At 42.7% G+C, this 25887-nt stretch carries 13 protein-coding genes; 1 reads left to right on the top strand and 12 read right to left on the bottom strand.

Annotated elements, in window-relative coordinates; genetic code table 11:
* Nucleotides 1-17: 17 nt before the first annotated feature.
* Complete coding sequence (locus tag IRJ18_RS03940; protein ID WP_194104904.1) at nucleotides 18-2138, bottom strand: twin-arginine translocation signal domain-containing protein; 2121 nt, start codon at nucleotides 2136-2138, stop codon at nucleotides 18-20.
* A 233-nt stretch (nucleotides 2139-2371) separates the two neighbouring features.
* On the opposite strand from IRJ18_RS03940, the gene IRJ18_RS03935 reads away from it, so the two are divergent.
* Entirely contained in the window at nucleotides 2372-5344 is a 2973-nt protein-coding gene (locus tag IRJ18_RS03935; protein WP_228072539.1) for a heparinase II/III domain-containing protein, read from the top strand.
* 84 nt (nucleotides 5345-5428) lie between these two features.
* On the opposite strand, the gene IRJ18_RS03930 is transcribed toward IRJ18_RS03935, so the two are convergent.
* From IRJ18_RS03930 to IRJ18_RS03880, 11 genes are all read right to left on the bottom strand, one after another.
* Nucleotides 5429-6523: a hypothetical protein gene (locus IRJ18_RS03930; RefSeq protein ID WP_194104902.1), complete on the bottom strand. Its 1095-nt coding sequence runs from the start codon at nucleotides 6521-6523 to the stop codon at nucleotides 5429-5431.
* Between the two features lie 57 nt (nucleotides 6524-6580).
* Nucleotides 6581-7024: a DUF1573 domain-containing protein gene (locus tag IRJ18_RS03925; protein WP_194104901.1), complete on the bottom strand. Its 444-nt coding sequence runs from the start codon at nucleotides 7022-7024 to the stop codon at nucleotides 6581-6583.
* Between the two features lie 38 nt (nucleotides 7025-7062).
* Nucleotides 7063-8187 (bottom strand): hypothetical protein, encoded by a 1125-nt coding sequence (locus IRJ18_RS03920; RefSeq protein ID WP_194104900.1) that lies wholly within the window; start codon nucleotides 8185-8187, stop codon nucleotides 7063-7065.
* Between the two features lie 95 nt (nucleotides 8188-8282).
* Nucleotides 8283-9398 carry a hypothetical protein gene (locus IRJ18_RS03915; RefSeq protein ID WP_194104899.1) on the bottom strand — a complete coding sequence of 372 codons (1116 nt, stop codon included), beginning with the start codon at nucleotides 9396-9398 and terminating at the stop codon, nucleotides 8283-8285.
* 477 nt (nucleotides 9399-9875) lie between these two features.
* Nucleotides 9876-12635 carry an MGH1-like glycoside hydrolase domain-containing protein gene (locus IRJ18_RS03910; protein WP_194104898.1) on the bottom strand — a complete coding sequence of 920 codons (2760 nt, stop codon included), beginning with the start codon at nucleotides 12633-12635 and terminating at the stop codon, nucleotides 9876-9878.
* A gap of 80 nt (nucleotides 12636-12715) precedes the next feature.
* Complete coding sequence (nagA, locus tag IRJ18_RS03905) at nucleotides 12716-13951, bottom strand: N-acetylglucosamine-6-phosphate deacetylase (RefSeq protein WP_194104897.1); 1236 nt, start codon at nucleotides 13949-13951, stop codon at nucleotides 12716-12718.
* Nucleotides 13952-14252: 301 nt separating this feature from the next.
* Nucleotides 14253-15218: an amidohydrolase family protein gene (locus IRJ18_RS03900; RefSeq protein WP_194104896.1), complete on the bottom strand. Its 966-nt coding sequence runs from the start codon at nucleotides 15216-15218 to the stop codon at nucleotides 14253-14255.
* A 27-nt stretch (nucleotides 15219-15245) separates the two neighbouring features.
* Nucleotides 15246-18965 (bottom strand): outer membrane protein assembly factor BamB family protein, encoded by a 3720-nt coding sequence (locus IRJ18_RS03895; RefSeq protein ID WP_194104895.1) that lies wholly within the window; start codon nucleotides 18963-18965, stop codon nucleotides 15246-15248.
* A 160-nt stretch (nucleotides 18966-19125) separates the two neighbouring features.
* Nucleotides 19126-20922: a RagB/SusD family nutrient uptake outer membrane protein gene (locus IRJ18_RS03890; protein ID WP_194104894.1), complete on the bottom strand. Its 1797-nt coding sequence runs from the start codon at nucleotides 20920-20922 to the stop codon at nucleotides 19126-19128.
* Nucleotides 20923-20933: 11 nt separating this feature from the next.
* Nucleotides 20934-24113: a SusC/RagA family TonB-linked outer membrane protein gene (locus IRJ18_RS03885; protein WP_194104893.1), complete on the bottom strand. Its 3180-nt coding sequence runs from the start codon at nucleotides 24111-24113 to the stop codon at nucleotides 20934-20936.
* Nucleotides 24114-24133: 20 nt separating this feature from the next.
* Complete coding sequence (locus tag IRJ18_RS03880) at nucleotides 24134-25879, bottom strand: RagB/SusD family nutrient uptake outer membrane protein (RefSeq protein ID WP_194104892.1); 1746 nt, start codon at nucleotides 25877-25879, stop codon at nucleotides 24134-24136.
* Nucleotides 25880-25887 lie beyond the last annotated feature (8 nt).

Raw genomic sequence — 25887 nt, 5'->3', positions numbered from 1 at the left:
ACAGGCTAATCATACACCTATTTAGTTTTTTGTGCCACTGCATACAGTTTTACATCGGCCAGATCAATTGTTACCGTGTCATAGCTGTTTTGATGTCCGGCCATATGAACCCGCCTTTGCGCCTGCCCAAGTTCCGGACTCATAACCGATAATTTGGGTAAACTTATCCTTGTAGTATCTACCTCAAAAGTCAATTCATTATCTGTAATTTTTGAAGCAATATCTTTCAGTACCGCCGTACCCGAGTTGTCTTTAAGAACAGGATGCGCTATGGGCGTAAGCGCGGTATTCATTAAATGTATCGCCGGCCCATCGTTATAAATCCTTATCCGGGCAACCCAGCGGTTATCGCCTTTCACCTGTTTCAATACAGGCTTAAATTTACCCGATGAAATTAATTGTGGCAGTGATTGGGCGCCATCCAGCACCATTAAATGTTTGTATTTTTCTTTTAAAAGCGTTGCCGATAACGGTATATCCCTCTTAAACCCTTTTTCATTATGCGTGCCAAATGGTAATGTAAGCCAGGCAGTGCCACCCTTAGCCAAATAACCCTTAATTGCTTTAAATTGCCGGTCGGATACGCAGCCTACACTATCAATAATCAGTGGCGTTGTTTCTTTAGTCAAAGCATCTCCATTACCTAATTCTTCTGAGCGTACAAACCTGTACCCCACATTATTTTTAAGCAACTGTACCGACCATGCCTTCACTTTATCCCAATGCTCTGCCCCGTCTTTAGTATGCCAGCCATTATCCCTGCAATACCGGTTGCTTACCAACCTGGCTTCTACCAGGTCTTTGGCGCCAATAATGTTCAGGTCGCTGTTGTGTACTTCCCATAGGTTCGACGGACTTATCACATCCTCCTGCTCCATCGCATCAGCCGGGTCTTCTTCAAGTCTTTGGTTAAGCGTGCTGCTCCAGTTGCCCACCCCCCAAAAACGACTTAAGCACCAGCCCAGATAACCGCCTTTTTCATATATAGTATAGCTTAAGGCCATAGCCGGTGCGTTTCCGCGTTTTTGGGCAATATCTTTTTGATGCAAAGCCTCCGCGTCCATACCCATCCAGTCTACACTTTTTACGTTGAAGCCAACGTTTTCCAGCATAAAAAAATCGAGACTGCCGGCCATTTTTTCCAGGTCCAGCGATATAACGTTCAAACTCATAGGGCCTGTGCTTGAACAGCATGACATCAGCGGTTTATCGCCTATCACGCCTTTTATCATTTTTACATGGTCAACTATACCATCGGTCTTCATCCGCAGCCAATCCCTGAAAACAGGATTTTCGTAATTCCCCCACTTTGCCATAGGTTTGGTGGTATCGCCCCAAAAATCCTTTTGTCCAAATGGAGGTATTTCACTTCCATAATCCCTTTTGAAACGTTCGCGGCAATACTTACAGCCACAGGTGGTTAGCCCGGCATAAGTACACATATCATCTACCTCTATCCCATCAAACGGCACCTCTTTTGCCAGGCGTATCAGGTACTTTCGGTGCATATCTAAAAAGTTGGGGTTGTTGTGGCAAAACGTTTCCATCTGGTATTGTTTTGAATATCCGCGGCCGCCATCAATTAAATCAACTTCACAAATGTCCTTAAAAAAATACCCTTCGTATTGTGCAAATTGGGCGGCAATAGGATCAGGAAACAACAGCACATGATGACGCTGGCCTTTATGTAGCTTTTTAAACTCTGCTTCACCCCGTGGCCGTTCCACATGGTTGCACGAATAATGATCCATAAACTTGATATCGTATTTATGCAATTCCTCGCATACATTGGCATAATAACCATGTAACTGACCAAAGTAATTTGAAAAATCAAAACGGATATGGAACCCGAAATTAATAGCTGTATCAATTTTGGCTTTTGCGAAATTTTCGGCACGGCGTTTTATCTTATCAACAATCTTTTTCTGCGACCATTGCAAGTCCTCGATGGTGCACCACCAACTTGCAGCACGGCGTGGGATAAAATATGGTGTTATACCGCTTATGAGCATATCCGGTACCTGGTGATTATGAGGTATAGCAGCATATAACGAAGGAAAACTATTTGCCACTCCTAAGCCTGCACCCGAAATAGCTGCCATTTTAAGAAAATCTCTGCGGTTTTTATTAAAGTTCATTTGATTAAGCTTATTGTATTTAAAGATGCAACATGGCCCATGCCTATTACTTGTATTAAACAGGTTGTGAAAACCAAATATAAAAATATATCTTTACGTGTACGTACACAATAATATAAAAAATCGAAATTTTATCCATATAATATCATCAAACCAAACCAGTGATTATGTTAACTAAAGTTCGTTTAAAACGGGGAATAAGAGTAATCCGGCCTATATTTCGTGTTGCAATAATGTTATTGATGGTTGGCTTACTCACCCTCCCGGCTTATGCCACCCGGATATATGGTGGGTATTATACTGCAGCACGCATTGCCAACCTGCGCAACAATTGCAATACTTATGAATGGGCAAAGCAACAAAGGACTACAGTTATAGCACGTGCAAAAGCATGGGTCGCAAAAAGTGATGACGAACTTTGGGCTATCGTTCCGGGTCAGGATCTGCCACGCTGTATCGACGTTACATTCGACAGGCTGACAACGGGCCCAAAATTTCTTGGTTGTTTAAACTGCGGAAAAAAGGTCCTTAAATACGGCACTTATCCATACGAACCTGATTTTATTAACAAACCGTGGAAACTTTCCTGTCCGGCATGCGGGGCAATATTCCCCACCAACGATTTTGGTAAGTACTACCAAAGCGGTATAAATAAAGCCGGCGTGTTCGATCCGGCTAAGGCAGACAAGAAATTGCTATATAACACCACCCACCCCGATCCTAAAGATCCATTGTATAAATATGGTGTAGATGATGGATATGGCTACATTGATAAAAACGGGCGATCGTATAGGTACATTGGCTATTATACCTGGAAATACTGGGATAACATACGCAATGGGTTATCGTATTTAGCCGATGCTTTTTTATATACGGGCGATCAGCAATACGCCCATAAAGCAGCTATATTACTTGATAGGATCGCTGATGTATATCCTACAATGGATTGGAAGCCCTACGCCGACCGCGGCTGGTTCCACTCGGATAAAGGCACCGGCAAAGGGAAGATACAAGGCTCTATATGGGAAAACGGGACCGCTCAGCGTTTTGCCGACGACTATGATAAAATCATTAGCGGTACGGTAAACGATGACGCATTGTATGCTTTCCTGAAGAAAAAATCGGAAACCTATGTATTACCCACAACCAAGGGCAATAGAGACCTGTTTGTTAAAAATATAGATGATAATATATTACGTTGTGCATTCAAGGCGGTAGTTTCCGGGCAGATATTCGGGAATGAAGGGATGCAGCAATTAACCGCGGCCAAATGTGCAGTAGCTTTAAATACTAACCCCGAAACAACGCAATGGCTGGATTGGATATTTTCACCAACCGGAGGCGCTATCCCAAAAACAATTATTAACCAGTTTGACCACGATGGCAGTACTAATGAAGGTGCGCCGAATTATTCGGTATTTTTAGGCATCGAGATCACTAACATTGCCTCTCTGCTTGATGATTACCCTGCATATACCAAGCACAATTTTTTTAAAGAGTTTCCGCAATTAAGCGCCACATTTACCCTGGCTTACCGCTGGGCAGCCCTGGGTATTGCCATACCAAATATTGGCGATAGCGGCGCCACAGGCCTTGTTAGTATGCATGAAGTGAATGTTCAATTTATGGCCAAGGGGTTTCGTTATACTAACGATCCTGATATTGCGATAGCTGCTTACAGAGCCAATAAAAATTCGGCAGCTGGGCTTGGGCGCGATATTTTTTCAAAAGACCCTGATTCGTTAAGCCGTATAATAAAACAAATTGCCGGCAAGGCCGGCCCGCGGCCCATAGGTGGTTACTTGATGAGCGGGTTCGGCCTTGCCCTGCTCGAGGATAGCAATGGGGCATCGGGCATTGCTTTGGCCAATAATTACGGCCGCACCATAAAGCATGCACACCCCGATATGTTAAACTTTGATATTTTCGCATTCGGGCACTGGCTTACGCCCGATTTTGGATACCCTGAATTTGCTACAGATTGGCCTAACAACACCGAATGGAGCGGTAGTACATTATCGCATAACACAGTTTTTGTAGATAAGCATCCTCAAAAAGAAATCTGGAGCGGGCATACGCAACTCTTTAAACAATTAAAAGGGTTTGGGGTATTTGAAATAGATGGCAAAAAGGCATATCCTGAAATAAAAGAATACCGGCGTACCATGCTGTTAATTGGCGGCAATAATGATAAAAATGCGTATGTGGTAGATATTTTTCACGTAGAAGGGGGTAAGGATCATGTTTACAGCTTACATGGGCCGCCGGGAGCAGTAGCAACTACCGGACTAAACTTAATAGTTCAGCCATCGGGGACTTACGCCGGTGAAAATATTCCTAAAGGTGCGCTTGCTAAAACCGACTTCCCGATAGGGTACTCATATTTATATAATGTCAAAAGAGATCCGCATCCCCCGGCGCAGTTTATTTTAGACTGGAAAGCCAATGCAGGTTATCGTGGTTTAACCGCGCAGGATGATGTGCATCTGCGTATGTATGCATTAAACCAATGCAACGATGTAGCTTTGGCTGATGGTGACCCGCCGCAAAATAAGGCAGGCAACCCTGAAAACCTTGGCTTTGTACTAATGCACCGTAGCGGCAATGAATTGAACAGCACATTTGTTTCGGTAATTGAGCCTTATGAACACAGTCCCTTTATTAAATCGGTAAAACGTCTGGATGATGGCAAGGGCAGCGACATAAGTATACAGGTAGAGAAAACAGACGGAAGCATGGATTATGTGTTGTACAATTCTTCCTCACAAAAAATAACACGTTTAAAAAACGGCATGAATATGACCGGAACTGTTGGCTATATCAATACCCTTAACGGTAAACCGCAAAGAGGCGTTTTAGTTGACGGCACTTCACTTAATTATGGGAAAATGCACCTGCACCAGAAAAAAGAAATTACTGGAAAGATCATAAAAATGAATAAGGAAACATCGGGCGGTGGATGGATTTGGGTGGATGCTAAATTACCGGTAGACGGCACTTTAAACGGGCAGCAAATTATAGTTGATACGGAATATGACCGGGATGCAGCTTATACTATCCGCAGCGCAGCGCGCGACGGCAATCTTACTAAAATATATTGCGGCCCCATTTGCTTTGTACGCGGGCAAAAAGGCAATAAGTATTTGTACGATTTTGATGAAGGCGCAGTATTCAAAATCCCATTGCATGCGGCGTGGGACAAGTAAAGATAGCATTATAACAAAAATGCCCTCCAGTGCTTTTACCCTGGAGGGCTGAATAATAACTATAAAGAACGACTGGTTAAAGTACTATTGGAAATATGCTTTAAGCTGATACTGGTAACCTATGCTTCCTGCCTGGTCCTGCTCTTCTATCCCTACCATACCTCTCATATTTCCGTTATCATCAATAATTTGCATCATGGCATAAGGGTGGAGATTACCAGTATACGCGGGGAACGCTGTTTCAGTAGGTAAGCAGGCACAAAAATGATTATATACCATTGCTCTTGAAGTATTATCACTGGCTAAATGGTAAACAATGCCTGTATGTGTATTACCAGCAGTACAACCATTTTCGGGGTTACAGTTAGATGTAGTCAAGTCGGCATGCAGGGTATTACCGTTTGATGAACTGGTGAAGCTGGATAAATCTAACCCATCTGTTTTCCATCCTATGCCGGTTGTAGGTATGGTACTAAGTACTCCATTTTTGTCTTTAATTGCCGCTACCATAGAGCCGGTGTAGGCAATGCGTGGAATAGTGCCTATTGTTTTAAAGTTTCCTGTACCTGTAAAAGGCCTGTTACTACCAAACCCGCGGCCGTGTGTAATGCCATAGTTTGATGAAGCAAAAGTCATCATTGCCGATGCTCCATCTGGGTTAGATACATTCCAGCTTTCATGTACACCGGCCCACGGCGCATCCCAATTTATAGTCAAAACGCCTGATACATAGGTGTATACACCCGTCCTGCCATAATATCCTCCTGCTGGCACCAGCCAGCCGGTAGGGGCATAAACAACACCCGTTTGAGTGGAACCATCCATGCTGCAAGTATGATTACTATACAAAGTTTTCCCCTTTTCGTCGTCACTATTCCATTCCCAAATAGTAGCGGCAACAGTGCCGGCGGTAGGATTGAATACCATGTTCTCTAACCTCACATCCGTAGGTCCTGTAACATCAAGGTTTCCAAGTACAACCGAAAAATTAATTTTACCACCGGGTGCAGACTGCGCTGTTAAAACTTTTAAATTAGGGTTTTTGGCATCACTGCCCGATGGCGATGCAGATTTTTGCTTTGTACACGAGTAAATGCCCAAAGCAATTGTGAATATAAATGCTGCTATCCCTATAGCAGTAACTATAACACGTTTTTTGCCGTTTGTTTGATTTTTCATTTTCATAAGGTTGTTTATTAGTGTGTATATAATTAATTTGAATATTATCTTCCATTATTAGTATGTTTTTGTTGCCTCCTTTACCTCTCCGGTTATAATTAGCGATACATCAATTGGAATTGTATTAGCAAGGATCAAAATTGACTGTGCCACTTTGCCCGGTGTATAACTTGCCGCATTGAATACTACATTTATCACTTCACTTTCACCGGCAGGTATTGGTTTGTGCGGGTATTGGGGCAAGGTGCAACCACAACTGGCTATAACACTTTTAATAACCAGTGGCGATAACCCGGTATTTGTAAATTTATATTTATGACTGATTTGCTGTCCCTGCACAATCTCTCCAAAGTTGTAGGATGATTGTTCAAACACCATTTTGGCCGCTTTCGCAGTATTAACGTTACTGGCATCTGTATTATAAATAGCCGATGTAGTTTTTCCGCTGTGGTTGCAGGCAGTCAATAAAACAGATAGTAATGCAATTAAAAATGCTCTCATGTATAATTATTAAACAATCCTTGCCTTAATAAGGCCTATCATGGATATAACCAATAATTGATAGAATAACTAAACCCTGTTGAACCGGGTTCGTCCTGCTGATGGATGCCCACTAAGCCCTGCATGTCGCCATTATCATCAATAACCTGCATCATAGCATAAGGGTGAATAGTACCGTTGTAGCATGGATATTGGGCAATACTTGGCAAACAAGCGCAATGGTGGTTAAAAACCATTTGTCTTGAATTATTGAGGCTGGTGAGGTGATATATAATACCTGTTTTACCATTTGAAGGAACGGCACAGCCTACGCGTGACGGGCCACCACAGCCATCAATGCTTTGACCGCCTTTGTAATGAACGGCATTACCACCCGTCACACCGCCAAATAATGAAAATTGCTCAGTTTGCGGCGACCCGCCTATACTGTAAGTACTTGCTGAACCATCCCAGGAACAATATCTATTATGACCACTTACATCCACATGAGGTACCTGATTAACAGTTTTATAAACGGTAAACGGCTGGGTACTGCCAAATCCGTAACCGTTAGTAATACTATAACTGGCAGATGAACCAACGAAAATGAGCTGAGACATCGGTTTACCAGGATAATCAGCAACTGTCCAATCTTCCCATGCGCCCGAACCTATAGCTGGCCAATCCATATGTAGTGCGCCAGTGGTGCTATTATAAGTGTACGTACCGCTCCAATGGGAAACAGGGTTAGTGGATGTACCTACTATCCAGCCGGTGGGCGCGTACTGCGAACAGGTTTGTGAAGGGCCGTCAACACTGCAGGTATGAGACGTTATTAATGTCTTTCCAAACTGACTGGTACTTTTCCACTCCGAAAGATCAGCAGTCACAGTACCGGTAGCTGCGGTGAAAGTATAGTTAACTACCCGTACCCAGCATGCAGTTCCGGTTGATGTTTGGAGCCTTCCAATGGCCGATGTAAAATAAGCGCGCCCACCTGGAAGCGGCTGTGCTCCGTTAACTCTTAAATTTGGTACTTTAGCAGCTACGGCTTTCTCTGCCGAATCGGGTTTGCCACATGAAAAAATACATATGGCAGCTGTTAAGGCCAATACCATCGCACCTATAACAGCAATAATGATACGGACATTTTGTCCCCTTAAGGTGATGTTTGAATTTTCCATTTTAAATATGATTTTATATTAATCCGTATATTGAACTTACAAATGCTGATAGGCCCGCACTGCTGCAAAACCATACCAGAATTGAATTATACTGATCATGGATATAACCAATAGTTGATAGAATAGGAAAAGCCAACCGAACCGGGTTGGTCTTGTTCATGGATACCTACTAAACCTTGCATAACCCCATTATCATCAATAACCTGCATCATAGCGTAGGGATGAATGGTACCATCATAGCAAGGATATTGCGCAAGTGTTGGGAGGCAAGCGCAATGGTGATTAAATGCCATCTGTCTGGAATTATTGAGGCCTGTAAGGTGATATATAATACCAGTTTTACCGGTTGAGGGTACAGAGCAGCCTGAACTACAAGCATCAGGACTTTGCCCACCCTTATAATGAATAGCATTACCCCCAAAACCAGTCGCTAATGAAAATTGCTCGGTTTGCGGCGATCCCGCTACAGTATAGACACTGGCTAAACCATCCCATGAACAATTCACAGTATGGCCGCTGATATCCGTTCTGGGTACCGAATTAATGCTATAATAATAAGTAAACGGCTTACTACTGCCAAAACCATAACCGTTGGTAATACCATAGGTACCGGATGAACTAACATAAGTAAGCATAGATATAGCTTTGCCAGGGTAATCAGAAACAGTCCAATCCTCCCATGCGCCTGAGCCTACAGTTGGCCAGTCTACATGCAATGCACCTGTTGTACTATTATATGTGTATGTACCACTCCAGTGAACAACAGGGTTGGTTGACGTACCCACTATCCAACCCGTTGGTGAATATTGTGAACAATTTTTTGCAGTACCGTCAACAGTACAGGAATGGCTGGTTATCAAAGTCTTTCCATATTGATTCGCACTCGACCATATAGAAAGATCGGCAGTAACTGTACCTGTGGCAGCTACAAAAGTGTAATTAACCACGCGTACCCAAGTTGTTTGACTGGTTGAAGTTTGAAAATGACCAATGGCCGACGTAAAATAAGCACGGCCACCTGGCAAAAGTTGCGCCCCATTAACCTTTAAATTTGGCCCTTTAACAGCAACTGCCTTTTCGGCCGAATCGGGTTTACTGCACGAAAGGATACATACGGTAGCCATTAAGATCAATGCCACTGCGCTGATAACGGCGGTAATGACACGGGGATTTAGCACCATACGGGTGCTGTTTCGTTTTTTACTTTCCATTTAATTTAGGTATTAGTTATTCATAATTATTTATTTGCTGATGTTATATCTCTGGTTATATGTATATGAATAAAGGTGTTTTATAAGATTAAAATTGGGCAAAAGAAACCCCTGTCCGGCAATAATCTCATACCGGTTACATGTTAATTAGCGCTTTTTTGTTAACTATTATTTAGCTTAAAGCACGTATTTAAATTTTGTGAAATTTTTCAGCCTGATAGATTTTCGGGCGCCTGGGGTTGTAGTTCCATATTTAATTTATTTGATATAATTTATTGCAAAATAAATAGTTAGGAATAACCCGCATTAACTGCAACTTGATTGTTTATGCGGTTTTTATATTTAAATATAACGCATTAAAACCGCAAAAGCAAGTTTTATTATATTTATTTTATAAGGCTTAGTTATATTATTAATATATCTTTTGCACAAGCCCCATACAGCGATTATTCGGGAGAAGAAATATTATTAGTTGATCTATTTTACAGGCTGTATACGTATCGATAAATCAGTATTTGTTGCAGGTAGCCCTATTTCTAAAAGGCCCGCATAAGGCGAATTAAAAGCCGACACTTTGCCATTAATCAATACCCTGTATTTAAATGCAGGATTTAAGCACACCATAAAACATCGCTTATGGGCAGGTGTGGAACTATCAAACGATAGCTGTGCGGTATAATTGGTATTATTTGTATTAAAAGACTGTTTGTTTATCCAAATCTCGAAGCCTGATGTTATTGTACCGGGTTTATAATATGATGCAAACCAGGAAAGTACAGGCGATGAAAGGCTGGTAAACTGGTGCCAACCCGCACCCCGGCCATTTTTCACTACGTAATATTCAAAAGAAGAATACGTTTCATCAACCTCACGCCCAAAAATGTCAAGGGCTTTTGTAGCTATCTGGCGTGCCAGATCGGGGCGGCCTATATCCAGCATTGTTTTCCAGATAAACCATTGGTGCGGCATCCAAATTGAACCATTCCAGTAGCCTACCGGGTTAAAATATGGCGCCGATTTGTCCACCGCGCAAATACCTGCGGGTGTCCACATGTGTTTGTCCGAGAAAATATCATTGATCATAGCCTTTTCCTGCACAGGGGTGCATATTCCGGCAATTAATGGCGTAACTCCATCAAGGCCCATGTTATGGTCTAAATTGGTTCCGGGATATTTAAAATGCCCTACCGGGTTTCCTTCGGCATTATGTACCACATAGCTAAAATACCCCGAGGTATCGTTCCATGAGTTTTTTTGCAACGATTTACTGAACAACGCTATATCATCTTCATATAGTTTCAAGTCGGCCTTTTCACCTAAAGCTGCGGCGGCAAGTTTTAACATTTTGGCAATCCGTATGGCATGTGCAGTAGTTGCTACAGGAGCTACAGTACTTTCAACTTTTAAATTATGAACGGTTACCTGCGCCGGATAATCATCCCATCCGCCCGAGTTGTAAAAGTAATCCCATGTTTTCAACAAACCCGATTTTAACGAACGCGTATTAGAACTGCCGTACCTGCCTGCTATAAATTCATAATATTTTTTCAGCCGCGGGTAAAAATAAGCCAGCATTTCCTTTGATTGTGTTTTATTCCACAACTCCATAAAGGCATATATCTGCACAGGTATTGGTGTACCGTGCTGGATAAATGCATTGTCGTTACCCTTTTCGGTAGTATAAGTATTGATACTTTCCATGGCCTTTTCGGGGTTAACATAAACCAGGCCGAGTGCCGAAAAACCAGAGTCCCAGGTATAAAGCGAGTTGTAAAATTTGCCTGGCGAAAAGTGGCGGATAAATGCATCCTGAGTATATATAGGATAAGCCATATTGGTAAGTACCAACGCTCTGAAAATCTCCTGGCTTTGTCTGTATTTTTCGCCCTGTGGCAATATTTTCGGAACGCCTGCAACAGGCGCTTTCTTTTGAATAACCTGCTTTACCTCGGTAAGTTGTTGTAACCGGCGCTTAACTTTATCTAACGAACCGCTGGCAACCAGGGCATAAACCGTCCGCTCTGCCTTTGCTTCAAGTTCTATCGGACGCAAGTAAACGTTGCTAAAATCGCCGCTATTATTGCCGTTAAAAACTTTATAAGTATGGTTGTTTGTATTCCTTTTCAGGAAAATATCAAGTTCGTCATTTTTAAACTCTCTTATCCGAAATTGATCAAACTCCCAGCTTATTCCGTAATATTGGTCAATATCTTTGTATTTTAGTATAACCGATTTGCCTTCAGGGTTTTCGGTTACCTGCGGCACATAATATTTTTCTACGGCGTCTATTTTTACAGAACCTGGTAATCCGGGAGTGATTGCCAAACCATTAAACTCAACCTCTTCTTTACTTAAAGTTTCAATAGTTAGCTGTGTAGCGCCTGCCGACGGTTTTTTGTAAGAAATGCTGGCAATTTCCAATGCGCCTGTACCCTGCAACTGAACTGTGGTATCTGCAAGTCCGCGCATCCTGAACGATGATTTGGCGCCCTTCTTTATCCGGTAAACCAAATTAATAGTTCCCTGAAGCTGATTTTTACTAATGTTTAATTTATATACCGCTGTGCTACCTTCATCTTTACTGAATAAAGCGCCCAAGGCACGCCCTTCTATATAATCGCTGTTGCGCACCTCGCCTTTCAAATAGCCGTCATAGATCAGGTTATCTCTTATTGACTTTTGTTTTAGGTTGAGTTGTTGGTAATGAATCGCGTTAATCCAAGTACTTCCATCTGGCATGGTTACTTTTTTGGAAGGATAGCTTTCCGGGTATTCAATATACCCCATCAGGTTAAGGTCTAAATGCTGGGGTAGTTTGCTATTGTTAACGCAATGCATGGCTACCAATACTGTATTAGAATCAACAATATGGTAGGTGACATCGGTATATATCTCGTTCTTCCATACCATTTCATTTCTGAATGTATAAGCCGACATGTCATCGCTGGCACGCCACGGATAATAATCAGACTGAAATAATACGTTAGGAACAATTGTTTTATAACGGTAAAGACCGGGCATTACCGAAAATTCAAACTTCAATCCTTTCTGTATGGAAGGAATATGCGAAATACCCGCATACTTTTTTGAGTATGGCCCCCACGGCGATAAATTTATATCATGTGTTTTATCCAGCGCCTGCCAATCTACCTTCCCTAAATTAACTTGCTGGGCATGAAGTTCGCCCGCAAAAAGTGATAACATTGTAATAAATACCTGGTATAAAGCTTTTTTCATCAATGTTTTAAAATCAGCAGGCTATTGTTTGCAGCTACCTTCAATTGCTTTATTTAAACAATTATCCGGCATTGTATTCCTTAATTTCCAAAGACAGTTTGAGAATCTAACCCTACCAAATTATTAGCCGGGGTATCTTTATCAAATATTATCTTCCCTTTTATTATAGTTTTCTGAATATTAATATCACTATCAAAAATCACAATGTCGGCATCTTTTCCTATCACCAGCGAGCCCTTTTTATCATCAATACCCATTATTCTTGCCGGGGTTGCTGTCATCATCCGCACCGCATCAATAAGCGGCACATCAGCCATTTGAACCATATTCCGTACCAGTCTGTCGGCGGTAGCAACGCTTCCGGCAAACGCGCTGCGGTCTGGTAGTTTTGCAACGCCATCTTCAATAATCACTTCTAAACCATTTTTCAGGTTACCTAAGATACTTGGCCCTTCGGGCAGGCCTACGGCGCGCATTGCATCTGTTATTAAAGCTATGTTTTCAGGACCTTTAATTTTATAAACCAACTTTAACAGGGCTGCGGGAAGGTGGATCCCGTCGGCTATGATCTCTACATCAAGCCCATCAATTAAAAACGCGCTTTCTATAACTCCGGCATACCTGAAAGCATTACGTCGGGTTACGCCAGACATACTGGAATATAAATGCGTTACCAGGGTGTAACCGTTCTCATGCGCAAGTTCTACGTCTTCATATATGGCGTCGGTATGTGCAATGGCAGGTAAAATGCCATGTTTTTTAACGTAGCGTCCAAATTCAATAGCACCTGGTAATTCAGGGGCGGCGCTCCAACGTTTAATACACGACGAGTATTTTATAATTTCTTTATATTCTTTGGGGTCGGGGTTGCGGATGTAACGGGTATCCTGGGCGCCGCGCTGCTCAATGGCAAAATACGGCCCTTCTAAATGCATACCAAGTAATTGCGCCCCTACTGGTTCTTCGTCCTTCACCTGTTCAAAAATAGATAAAGTAGTAAGCAGGTCTTCTTTTTCACTTGTTAAAGTGGTGGGATACATAGCTGTAGTACCATACCGCGCATGTGTACGCGCTATTTCACGGAATGCTTCCGCGGTGTTGTCCATAAAATCAAACCCCCCGCCACCATGCACATGTAAATCTATAAATCCGGGTGCTACAAAATTGCCCCGGGCATCTATTTCAACTGCATCTATGTCAATATTCTCTTCACTTACAGCTGTTATAATACCATCTGTAAGTACAATCGTCCCTCCGTTAATTACTCTGTAAGGGGTGATAATATTTCCATTAACGATCTTTATTATTCGAGGCATACTATTCAGTTTTAACAACATTAGCTCCGTTATTCAGCAGTGAAATTCCCTTATCACATCAGGTTTAGGTTTATGCTAAGGCTGTATTCTTTTTTAAGTGTTAATTTACGTTTACGTACACGAAGGTACGCTATTTATTTTTTATTGCAATTTTTATTACATTATATCATCATTACACAGGCAATATATCTACAAGTAGATCATCCCTTTTGTTATATTACTGTAACATAAACGCCGGTATCAAACTTCTATTTATGCCTGCCGGCTAAGGTTTAATTTATTTATAATTAGCCCTGAAATATTAAACATCAAGCCTCATTAACTTTTTAGCGTTATGGTATAATATTTTACGTTCAATTTCTTTAGATGCTGCCAGTTTTTTAATTTGTTGAATAGCCTGCCAGCCAGTACATGCTTTACCAGTACCAACTTTGTCGTCGCAATCGCTTCCGTATAGTAACCTATCCTGGTGCCGTGTCATAAAATCTTTATAAAAGTCTTCATCACGGGTCATGGCACGCAGGCCCGAGCCCCCTGAAACGTCGCCCCATATATTAGAATATTTACTAAGTAATTGATCGGTTAAACCGCCTGGGGTTACTTTACCTGTTGGATAAAGAATATTTTGATTTGGATAATTTTTATCGATATGTGCCCACCAGGTTTGCGCGTGGGCTATAAAGTTTACTTTGGGATACTTCTCAAGCATGGTATACATGCGTTCGAACCCACGATTGTATATTTTGTATTGAAAATGCATTAAAACAGGCACTTTATACTGTTGTGCTAATTGATAGATATCCTGCATCTCGGGCGAATCACACTCCACATTAAATTTTGATTCGCCTATAATTGGCGCGCCAAGTTTCAGGTATTTCTCTATCTCTTTTATAGCATTAGGTACATCTGGTACTTCATTAGCGCCAAACATGTATTCTTTCGGGCGTTCCTGCGCTATTTTATAACAAGCCTCGTTAGATGTCGCGTGTACCTGTAAGCCATTTGAAAAACCGTAGTTAGTGGATCCGTAATTAATATCGTGCCCTGCGGGCAAAAGTATGGTATTAGTAACCCCCATAGTTTTTTGATGTGCGAACAATTCGGCATTGGTACGCCCTGCATAATCGGTATGCTGGTGGATATCAATAATGGGCTCATCGTCCCAGCCTGAAAACCCTGCCCCCTTGACTCTCAGCGTAGCCCCTGCCACAAGCAGGCCGGCGCCCGCAATGAAATTGCGGCGAGAAAATGATTTTGAATTTGACATATATTATAGTTATTATTCGTATTAATATTATTCTCTTCCTAATATAGCTAACTTACCTGTACTTGTACCAGCGGCTATACGGCCATCCGGTAATGCGATAAGCTTAATCACAGATCCACTGGTTGCCCAATGCGCAATAGGCTTCCCTTCGCTATTCAATGCTATAACATGCCCATCTTCTGTGCCAATAATAATCTCTTCTTTACCATCATCGTTCATATCAGCTTTTGCCATGCATTGTATCGGTTCCCCTATTTCATGGCGCCATATGCGTTTGCCCTTGCTGTCAAATGCGGTCACATCGGCGCTTACTGCGCCTACCAGCACATCTTTTTCACCATCGCCATTTACATCCATTAGCTGGATGCAGGTAGCACCATCGCCTACACTGTTTGTCCATGGCTGTTTGCCGTTAGCATTTACGGCATATACATAGCCGTCAGCACCAGCCATAAACACCATGCGCTTGCCCTTACCATCCATATCGCCACCAATAACATCATTAGCACCCGGGCCAGCGCGTATGGTCCATACCGGCTTTCCGTCATCAGGGTTTAAAGCCCCCCAGGTGTAATATATCGTGCCTGAAAGTACTTCGTCTTTGCCATCTCCGTTCAAATCAAAAGCGCCGCCTACGCTTGCCGGGTGAACACACAGGTATTTCCATAACATATTGCCAGCAGCATCAAAAGCATAATTGTACCAGTTTTGCGCACCCACTATCAATTCACGGTTGCCATCACCTTTCAAATCGGCTGATGTGAAATAATTAGTTTGACGGGTGTTCCTGTAAAGCGGAATTTGCATTTCACGCAATAACTTACCATCCTGGTCAAGCACTACAACGTGCCCGGCTACAGTACCGGCAACAATGCGTGCGGGGGCATCTTTCTCCAGTTTACCCGTCCACACGGCGTGAATATTCCCACCAACGTTGTAAGTCCAGCGGACTTTCATATCGGTTGTAAAAGCATGCAGAACGCCATTATTATCGGCCACATAAACACCACTTTTGTCCGCATCGAACCTAATTGTATCACGAGCATTTTCAGGTGTAAAACCGGCCCGCTCCATCAACTTACCAGCGCCCAGGTCAACTTTAGCGTGGCTTTCTACTTTAGCTATTTTTGGAAAATCAAAAGCAAACTCCCTGGGGATAATTATACCAGTAATCCGGTGCTTCCCTTTGGGCAGGTATACCATGAAAGCACCATTTTTAGCTACTCCTTTAACAGGTGCGCCATCCAGCATTATGCCTGCTTTAGGAGCATATAGCGTGATCTGAGTTGGCTTGTCAATATCTAATGTAATGCCTGCGCCTGATATTTCTGCTGATATAGAATCAACTGCGCTAAATAACTTTTTACCGTTCAGCGTAAGGCCTTTGGCACCCACCAACGCTAAATGATCATGCGTTAGCCAATACAATTTAGTAGTGGCTTCAATCCCTTTAACTTTCAGCTCGCCTACGCCCATTAAAGCCTGATCTTTACCGCTCCCCAATATCAGTGTCGAATCGTTTACGCGTGCTGATACTATAGGCTCGCTACCCTCAGTTTGCCCGCTCAGTACGTTAAGTACGAATACTCTATCGCCTTTACGCAAAGTAGCATTGTGTACTTGCTGTAACGAGTTAACCACCGGGTCGGCATGTTTATACTCAATCCAGTTGCTACCCACAGCATAATCCTTGGTATAATGTAATTGCGAACCATCCAGGTTTTGGATAGCGAAAGCTTCACCCTGTTGTGTAAGATGAAAGGTATTGTCTTTTAATTCAGGTTTGCCGAGTGTATGCCACAAAGTGCGCACGCTGTATGAATCTTTACTGTTAGCTTTCACTTCATCAATAAAAACAAACGCGCGTTCCTTATCCCAAATAATGTTGCGTGTCCAATTAGTACCTCCATAATCAGGCATGGTAGTACTACTAATACCCACACTTGGCAAATCAGCAATAAATTCCTTTTGGATAAACGGCGGCTGCACAGTAGCTTCGCCGTCTTTAAATATTAATAACGTATTATGGTATTTTGCCGAGGCTTTGATATAATCACCGTCGGCCAGCCAGATACGGCCCCGATCGGTTAAACGCAGCACCGCGTTGCCATCCCGGTGACTATGATAGCCGGTGTTTATTCCTTCAAGCGACAGGTATTGTTTTTGAGGATCGAACGAGGAGCGGAATGATATTTTATCAAACGTTTTTGAAAGCGGGACCTTTCCTTTACCATTCAGCGTAGCAAAAAACAGTGAATCAACCGGATAATATTTAGTACCCAGCAAATCAACAGGTATAACCGGCTTTACATCTACGGCAATACTATCGCTTTCGCTTGGTACCGGCCTGAATGAGCCGCGCGCCTTGTGTATAGCCCATGAATAGCGCCCGTTACGCTCAATCAGCACTAAGGTGGTCCATAAATCAATAGGTGAACGGGGGTTATACCCTAACATATCGCCATAAGCACATTGGCTGCCCAGGTTATCCATGGTAAGGATGGGCAGGTCGCCGGATATACGGGCCCTGCCCGAATCGAACCAGGTAAAATCGGGACGCGTAGTAGCATAATAACACATGTGCCGACTGGCAAGGCCTGCGTAGGCGCTGCAATTTTCCATCGACTTCCATGATGTTTCCTGTACTCTAAAACAATCATCACCCATTTGCTGCCATTGGGCACCCCCAGGATAATCGGGATAATATTTGGTGAAATATCTGCCCGCTGCAGAGAAACCCTGACCGGGAAAAGTATGATGATTATGTCTGATCAGTTTGGTTTTAAAGTAAGGGATGTAGGAATATTTTTCGTAATAGTGAATATACTCCAGGATGATATCCATTATCTTATGCCTGTCTGCATCACTTAACGAACTGCTTTCTTCTACATTATCCCAGGCCATCATTAATGGGGCAAATTGCATATCGGCCCCACTGCCCCATGGGCTGTCAAAATCGTTCGGACTGTGCCAGCGCAAATTATATTCTAAAAAAAGCAACTCCCTGAATAGTTTGGCCTGCCCTTCTTTACCCGATAATTTGTATGCGTTGCCAGCACCAACAATAAACGGGAATAAACCATTATGCTTTCCGGCCTTAAAATCGGCTGTAGCGCTTACTAATACTTTAGCTATTTCCGCATCTGTTAAATCGGGATAATTATAGTTTTTATGCACAACTGCCCGAAGGTTACGGGCAATGGTCAGGGTATTGTCTTTTGGTAGTTCGTTACAGAAACGTTCGGTAGCTTTCGCCACACCAATAGTATTGCTGCCCCCCAAAACAATTACATTGGCATTTGTAGCCCAGGGGTCGCAAATAGTTTGTACTACATAACCGTCCTTACCTGGATAATTAGCATCAACGCTGCAATAGCCCCTGAAATAAAGGTGTGCTATAAGGCCATTATTTTGCAGGCTGCCCAATGTTATAATGTTTTTTGCAGGTGACTGCCCGGGAAATTCGCCGCGCACATTAGCAATATTTTTAACATCAACTATTTCCAGTTTAGTACCGGTAGCTGCTTTGATAGCTTGTTGTACTTTACTGGCCAGGTTTTTAAATTCAGGTGTATTAGGCGTAACAATAATAGCATTAGGCTTGCCCCCATTTACTACCTGGGTTTGTAACACTAGCGGTTTCCGGTCGGGAATTTGATCCACAAGCGATTGTTTACCTGTTGCCTGGGCAGATGCACAAGATTGATAAAGAATAAAAAATATAATTAAAACAGGTATTTTCTTCATGCTGATATTCAGTCGGGGCTATTTGACACAGACGTTATTCTTTCAATCACTGGTTTATCAAAATTCACACGTTCATAATTTTGTAACTTCATGCGCTGTTATAAAGGCAGCGCATGAAGTATTCTTAGCATTTTGAGCGTTTAATTAGCTACATAAATATTTACCATCCAGGGTTTTGCTGCAACTTAGGGTTTGCAAACAATTCAGACTGTGGTATGGGCATACGTAACATTTTAGGGTCCCAGTAACGGTTATCAATTGTTGTTATCTGATATTGTACCGTTGTAGGCGATGTCCAAACCGGTATTTGCGCCTGGATAGTATTATTGGGTGTTTGTTTCCAACGGCGGATATCCCAGAAATAGTGTTCTTCAAAACTAAACTCAACCCTGCGCTCGTGTTGTAATATTGTACGGAATGCACTTTGGCTTAAGCCTGATGGAATTGGCGGCATGCCACCGGTTTGGCCTAAATACTCTTGTTTACCTGCAACATATTTTGCCCTGGTACGCACCTGATTAACAGCTTGTAAAGCTGTCATTGTAAATCCTGGGCCTAAAGCTTCGGGGCCATAGGCCTCGTTCATCGCTTCAGCATAGTTCATTAATATTTCAGCATATCTTAAATAAGGATAATTCTGGCCGGTTCTGCCATTGGCTGATGGGGTACGGGCATCAGCAGTAATATTTAAAGTAAGGTCGCAGAATTTGGTGCTGAACACATAAGTATCGTAAGGGCTAACGATCACATTATTATGCGCTACAACCTTAGTTACCCCTGCAGCAACAGTTCCAAACTCGGCTGTTTTATTCAATACTTTAGCCCCATTATAAATACAATCACGGTAAAAACGTGGATCGCGGTTTTTATACGGGTCCTGCGGGTTGTAGCCAGATGATGCATCATCTATGGAATAGGCCACGCCACCTTTAAGCACCTCATATTGTTTAACCATATTGTAGGTTACCTGATTGTTGCCGCCTACAGGATAAGCACCTGAGGGATATAACTTATATGGAACATTTGTAGCTGTAAAATACGCCATTGGTTCCTGCATGCGTGCATAAATTATCTCGGAATTAGTACGGCTGGTAAACAAAGTAGAAAGATCAGGATAAAGCTGATACTGGTTCAGGTCCATTACATCTTTTGCGGCCTGGGCTGCTTTTTGCCATTTTGTGGCATCATATTTACCACTTAAGTAAGTGTCGTTCGGGGCACTACTATCATTCCACAGCGGACTGGCGGCATATAATAGCATACGTGCCTTAAGCGCCAGCGCGGCACCTTTGGTAGCCCTGCCCAAATCAGCATCACTATAAACTAATGGTAGGTCTGCCGCTGCTTCGTCGCATAAACCGGTAATATAGGCAATGGTTTCATCATAGGTGCTTCGTGGAATATTAAAATCTGACGAAGGATCCAGCACCCCTTTAATTATGGGCAGACCGCCAAATTCCTTAGCCAATTCAGCATAATTAAATGCTAATAACCATTTAGCCTCGGCAATACGTATTTTTTTGGCAGCTGCATCGTATTGAAATTGTGCATCATACGGTACATCGTTAATATGCGCCAGAAAAAGATTACAGGCACGGATGGATGCATAGCTATCAGTCCAATCCTTATAAGAGAAGACACCAGTACTACCCGCGGTTACAGCACCTGCATTCCAATCGCGGACTATTTGATTGCCCTGTGCATTGGTCGACCCATTTTCATCTGCTACATCCAACAGGTAATTATTTCGCCAACGAGAACCTGCAAAGTCTGTTCTTGGCAATACAGGCAGTATAGCGCGATAAATATCCAACAGAAATTGATTGGCATTATTAGCATTACCAAATGCAGCATTTATGCCTATAACTGTTGTAGGGTCAATTAATTTTGATCCATCTTTAGTACATGCCGTGCTTAAAAGTATCAGCATGCTTATAGTTAGAAATATCTTTTTCATAATCCTTATTACTAAAAAGTTACGTTAAGCCCTGCGGCAAAAAATTTGTTTTGCGGTGAATACACACCTGTATTGGCACCATTGGAAGAACCATCGGCATTGCTTGCGCCGATATATTCCGGGTCGATATGATATTTTTTAAGCGGTGTAAATGTGAGGAGATTTGAACCGCTTACAAATACCCGTAAGTTGGATAGGCGGAGTTTTTTTGCAATCGATTTGGGAAAATCATACCCAAATTCAGCCGCCCTAAGCCTTACATAACTGGCATCCAGCTTATTAAAGGTTGATGCACCACCGCCAAGTTTTTGTGTTGTAGAACCGCCTACCACCAAAGCTGGATAAGTAGCTGTAGCACGGGTATCTAAACCACGGGAAGGATCATATACCCAGCGGCCATCCCGTTGGTATGGTTGAACCTGGAATGCAAATTCATTTAATAATGCACCCGAAGGCCTATAAGCTACATGTGCAGCCCCGTACCAGTTTGTTGACAGGTAAAACCCTTTGTAGCCTACATTCAGGTTTAACCCATACATTATTTCTGGCGTTTCGTTATAGCCCTGGTAAGCCTGGTCATTCGGATCGATCACGCCATCACCGTTTAAGTCGGCAAACATGAGGTCGCCTGGTATAATTTGGCCGGCAGGTTTAGCAACTTTAGGATTGGCAATATCTTCAGCGCTATAAAATTTGCCTGTCCAGGTATACAGCGCTTCTGTACCGATGGGATGACCGGTAGAATACAGCCACGGATAAGCTTTTATAGCCTCGCCTCTATAATCAATATTATTATGTACATAAGTATAGTTAGCTTCTATGCTATAGTTCCAATCACCAGCATTGTCTGCATACCCCAACGTAAGCTCTAAGCCTTTATTAGTTACCTGGCCAATATTTAAAGCCGGTAACCGCGATGATAACCCGCTATATATTGGCGCATCGGCCCTTACCTGCAATATATTATTGGTCCTGGCATAAAACACATCTCCGGTAAAACTTAAACGGCTGTTAAAAAATTTCATTTCCAAACCTAAGTCTGCTTTCCTGGCAACTTCCCAGGTTACCTGGTCGTTACCTAAAGTTCCTTCCCTGTAGCCGGCCTGGTTAACGCCATTAAGCCCAAGGCTGTAGTTACCATTTGAAGCGTCTGATGTACCGCCAGCCCCTGGTACCGCAAAATTGTACTGATAAAAATAGGCAAAGCCATTATTTAATTTATCATTACCTACCTCGCCATAGTCGGCACGTATTTTCAAAAAATCCAGGGCTTTTATATTATCCTTCACAAATTTTTCTTCGGAAATTACCCAACCTAAACCTGCTGCCGGGAAGAGCGCATAACGATGATCCTTGTTAAAGGCGTCTGATCCATTATATCCCACGTTGCCTTCTACAAGGTATTTGTGTTTATAATCGTAAGTTACGCGGCCAGATACCCCTTGAAAGTATCGCGGCAGCACCAACTGGGATTCACTTGTAGATTGTGTGGCAACAGCTAATGCGGTAATATTATGATCTTTAGCAATTGTTTTGGCATAATTTAGTGATGCGTTCAATTCCTGGTTACGCGTAAAGGGTTGAAACCCATCGCCAACTGCTGTATAGCTTGGTACAATTGTTGGCCTTTGTAAGGTATATATGCCTGTATTTACATCATAACTGTAAAAGCTTGGGCCTTGCACCAACGTTTTGGTTGAGCCCGCGCCATAAGTTAACCCATATAATACTTTGGCCGAAAGTCCAGGAGTGATAAATTTAAGGTCCTGGTTTAATACAAAGTTTGATGAAAGATTATTGCTGACACGTTTATAAACGTTGGCAGATAACAAATCGGCAACACCATTCCAGCCTAAGCCTTTACCCCAATTATAGCTGCCATTTGGATTATAAGGTTGTCCTTCATTAGGCGCCCGCACTACAATATAGTAATAACCAACTCCATTAACACGCTGCCCGCTGCTTTCGCCTGTTGACTGTGCAGTAAGGTCATTCAGCAAGCCATTCAGTTTAACGGCCAGTTGGGTGGTTTTAGTTATGTTAAAATCAAGGTTCGAGCGTAAATTATAACGTTTGGCATTATAATCGGTACCATTTGCTGAGTTTCCAATAGCAAGCCCACCAGACTGATCATACTCACCGCTTAGATAATAGGTTACCTTATCGGTACCACCCGAAATGTTTCCAATACCTTGCTTTTCAAAATAATGATCTTTATTTATTGCTTTGGCCCAATTCACATCAGGGTGGCCATATGGGTCGTCACCTATGCGGTAATGTTCAATATCAGCTGCTGAATACAGCGGTGTAAATACTGTAGTAGACGGTATTACACCCTGGGTAATTTGCGCCGAATACAAATTCTTTTGGGCCTCATCATATAGCGTTGCGTAGTCATACGAACCCACAAACTTAGGAAAGTCCAGCGGTTTCATCATTCTAAGCTGAGTAGTTACACTAACCCTGGGCTTACCAGCAACACCTTTTCTGGTGGTAACAATAATAACTCCATTAGCGCCACGTACACCATAAACAGCTGTTGCCGATGCATCTTTCAATACACTTATCTGATCGATATCTTCGGGGTTTAGCCTCGATAATGAACCTTCAACACCATCAATTAAAACTAAAGCTGCCGAATTGTTCAGGGTACCTTTACCACGGATAAATATCTGGGCATCATCTATTGTACCGCTTTGATACCTGTTTTGGATACCGCCAACAGCCCCATCGCCCATCCTGGCAATTAAGCCCGGCACACGGCCACCAAGTGAATTACTCAAATTTGAAGGAGCAGCTCTACGCAGGTCCTTCATTTCAATATTTGAAATAGCGGCTGTAACGCTGATCTTCTTTTGTGTACCATAGCCTACAACTTGTACTTCTGTTAATGAAGTGGCTTCGTCGTCGCTTAAAGTTACATTAATGTCCCTGCGGCCATTTACCTGTACTTTATTGGTGACATATCCTAATGAAGTAAATACCAATGTTGCATTACCATTGGGTACATTGATAACGTATTGACCGTTAACACTGGATACGGTTCCGATCTTGGTGCCTTCAACCATAATGCTGACGCCGGGGATACTTGCCCCCTTACTATCGCTAACCGTACCTTTTACCTGTATGGCCTGCGCGAAAGCGCCGGTAGTTACCAGGCTAAAAATTAAAAGTATATATAATATTTTCATGATTTTAAATTGAAATAAGGTTACCAACCTGGATTTTGAACTAAACCTGGGTTTCTGCTAAGTTCATCTTGCGGAAATGGATAGCGGTACATTTTGTTTGTAAACACCCTCTGCTCTACAACCTGCGGCGTATAAGTAAAAGTGTTAGTACCGGTTTTAACTATCTTAAGGCCAGAAACTGGCTGACTAAGCACCGTTTCCGCTGTCATCCATCGTCTTAGGTCCATATGGCGATGTTCTTCAAAAGCCAACTCAATACGGCGTTCGTGGCGAATAGCGGTGCGCATTAAAGCCTGTGTAGTGGCCAAAGGGACACTTTGATTAGCTGTAAGCCCTGCGCGTGTGCGTATTAGCGCTATAGCCTGTCGTGCTGTTAAAGTAAATGTGCTGGCATTATCCGGGCCATAAGCTTCATTCATGGCTTCGGCATAGTTCAGTAATACCTCGGCATATCTAAAAAGCGGAAAACTATGGTTGACATTACTTATCGGGGCTATCCACCGTGCGTTAATGCCCATAAATTTCCGCAGATAAAAACCGGTGCGGGTAGGGTAAGGGTTACCTGTAATATCCTTGCCGCCTTCATAAGTATCAACAGTTGTCCCGCCTGTCCAAACTGCGCCATTATAAAGAATAGTTTTAGCAAAACGCGGGTCCCTGTTGGTAAATGGCGAGGCTGCCATGGCCGGGTTATTCCAGTCAAAAGGCTTACCGTCCAGGGTTTCATAGTCATTAACCAGATCTAATGTGGGGCATGTACCGCCATAACCAAGGTTAATGCTGGGCAGACCGTTTAATTGGTCTATATCAGAACTCGCCGGATCCAATCTTGAAAAAATGATCTCAGGATTTCCGGCAATCGTCAGGAAAAACGATTCGTAACCTGCACCTGCAGTACCGGCAGGGTATAAACTATAAGTACCCGTGCTGATGATAGCGGCAGCGGCAGCGGCAGCGGCCTGCCACTTAGTAATATCATTACTGGCATTGTTTAACGGACTTGCTGCGTAAAGTAGTAAGCGAGCTTTTAACGCCATACAAGCGCCTTTTGTAGCACGGCCAAAGTCTGTAGCAACAGTTGTATAGGTTGCCGGTAACAGCGCCTGGGCCTGGTCGCACAGGTCAGAAATATACTTAGTACATTCGTCGTAGGTGTTTCTTGGAATATTAAAATTGCCATCGGCAGCAAGCTGGGTTTTAACAATTGGATAACCGCCATAGCGTTTTAGCAATTCGAAATTAAGCAGGGCCCGTATAAACAATGCTTCACCCAGGTATTGATCGCGTAATGTGGTGGAGATTTCATTAGCGCCCGGACCAATTGGCAATTTGGGCGCTATATCTTCGGTATAAGAGAATGTACGCCTGATACCGGTATAATCTATCTTGATCTGTGTATCCCAGTTATTGTTCGAACTAGCGCTCCATTGGCCTGTTCCCCATTTTTCAGCTGCTGAATTTCGGGTTGCGTGTACAGCCTCGTCGGTTGCAGAAGCAACCATTGCTGTCAATGCATTTTTACCAGGAGCGCCTGGTACAGCACCGGTTGCAATATCATCAACATTAGGGTCGGTATCTAAACGGTTATACCCCCTTGGAACAAATGTATATAAGTTATTGATGTAAGCTTTTACGTTTGCACTGTTAATAGCAACCTGATCTGCCGTAGCAAAATCTGCCGGTATGGAATTTATCTTATCATTAGAGCATGATTGAAAGACCAGTATCCCGGCTATAAATACAATTGAAAATATTAGTTTTTTCATATCCGTTA

Origin of the sequence: Mucilaginibacter boryungensis (assembly GCF_015221995.1) — a bacterium.
In the GTDB taxonomy this organism is placed as follows: Bacteria; Bacteroidota; Bacteroidia; order Sphingobacteriales; family Sphingobacteriaceae; genus Mucilaginibacter; species Mucilaginibacter boryungensis.
Note: the sequence above shows the minus strand (reverse complement) of the source record. Positions and strands in the feature narration are given on the sequence as shown.

Coding starts and splice junctions, on each gene's coding strand:
- IRJ18_RS03940 (WP_194104904.1), bottom strand. CDS start 2,138: ATGAACTTTAATAAAAACCGCAGAGATTTTCTTAAAATGGCAGCTATT.
- IRJ18_RS03935 (WP_228072539.1), top strand. CDS start 2,372: ATGTTATTGATGGTTGGCTTACTCACCCTCCCGGCTTATGCCACCCGG.
- IRJ18_RS03930 (WP_194104902.1), bottom strand. CDS start 6,523: ATGAAAAATCAAACAAACGGCAAAAAACGTGTTATAGTTACTGCTATA.
- IRJ18_RS03925 (WP_194104901.1), bottom strand. CDS start 7,024: ATGAGAGCATTTTTAATTGCATTACTATCTGTTTTATTGACTGCCTGC.
- IRJ18_RS03920 (WP_194104900.1), bottom strand. CDS start 8,187: ATGGAAAATTCAAACATCACCTTAAGGGGACAAAATGTCCGTATCATT.
- IRJ18_RS03915 (WP_194104899.1), bottom strand. CDS start 9,398: ATGGAAAGTAAAAAACGAAACAGCACCCGTATGGTGCTAAATCCCCGT.
- IRJ18_RS03910 (WP_194104898.1), bottom strand. CDS start 12,635: ATGAAAAAAGCTTTATACCAGGTATTTATTACAATGTTATCACTTTTT.
- nagA (WP_194104897.1), bottom strand. CDS start 13,951: ATGCCTCGAATAATAAAGATCGTTAATGGAAATATTATCACCCCTTAC.
- IRJ18_RS03900 (WP_194104896.1), bottom strand. CDS start 15,218: ATGTCAAATTCAAAATCATTTTCTCGCCGCAATTTCATTGCGGGCGCC.
- IRJ18_RS03895 (WP_194104895.1), bottom strand. CDS start 18,965: ATGAAGAAAATACCTGTTTTAATTATATTTTTTATTCTTTATCAATCT.
- IRJ18_RS03890 (WP_194104894.1), bottom strand. CDS start 20,922: ATGAAAAAGATATTTCTAACTATAAGCATGCTGATACTTTTAAGCACG.
- IRJ18_RS03885 (WP_194104893.1), bottom strand. CDS start 24,113: ATGAAAATATTATATATACTTTTAATTTTTAGCCTGGTAACTACCGGC.
- IRJ18_RS03880 (WP_194104892.1), bottom strand. CDS start 25,879: ATGAAAAAACTAATATTTTCAATTGTATTTATAGCCGGGATACTGGTC.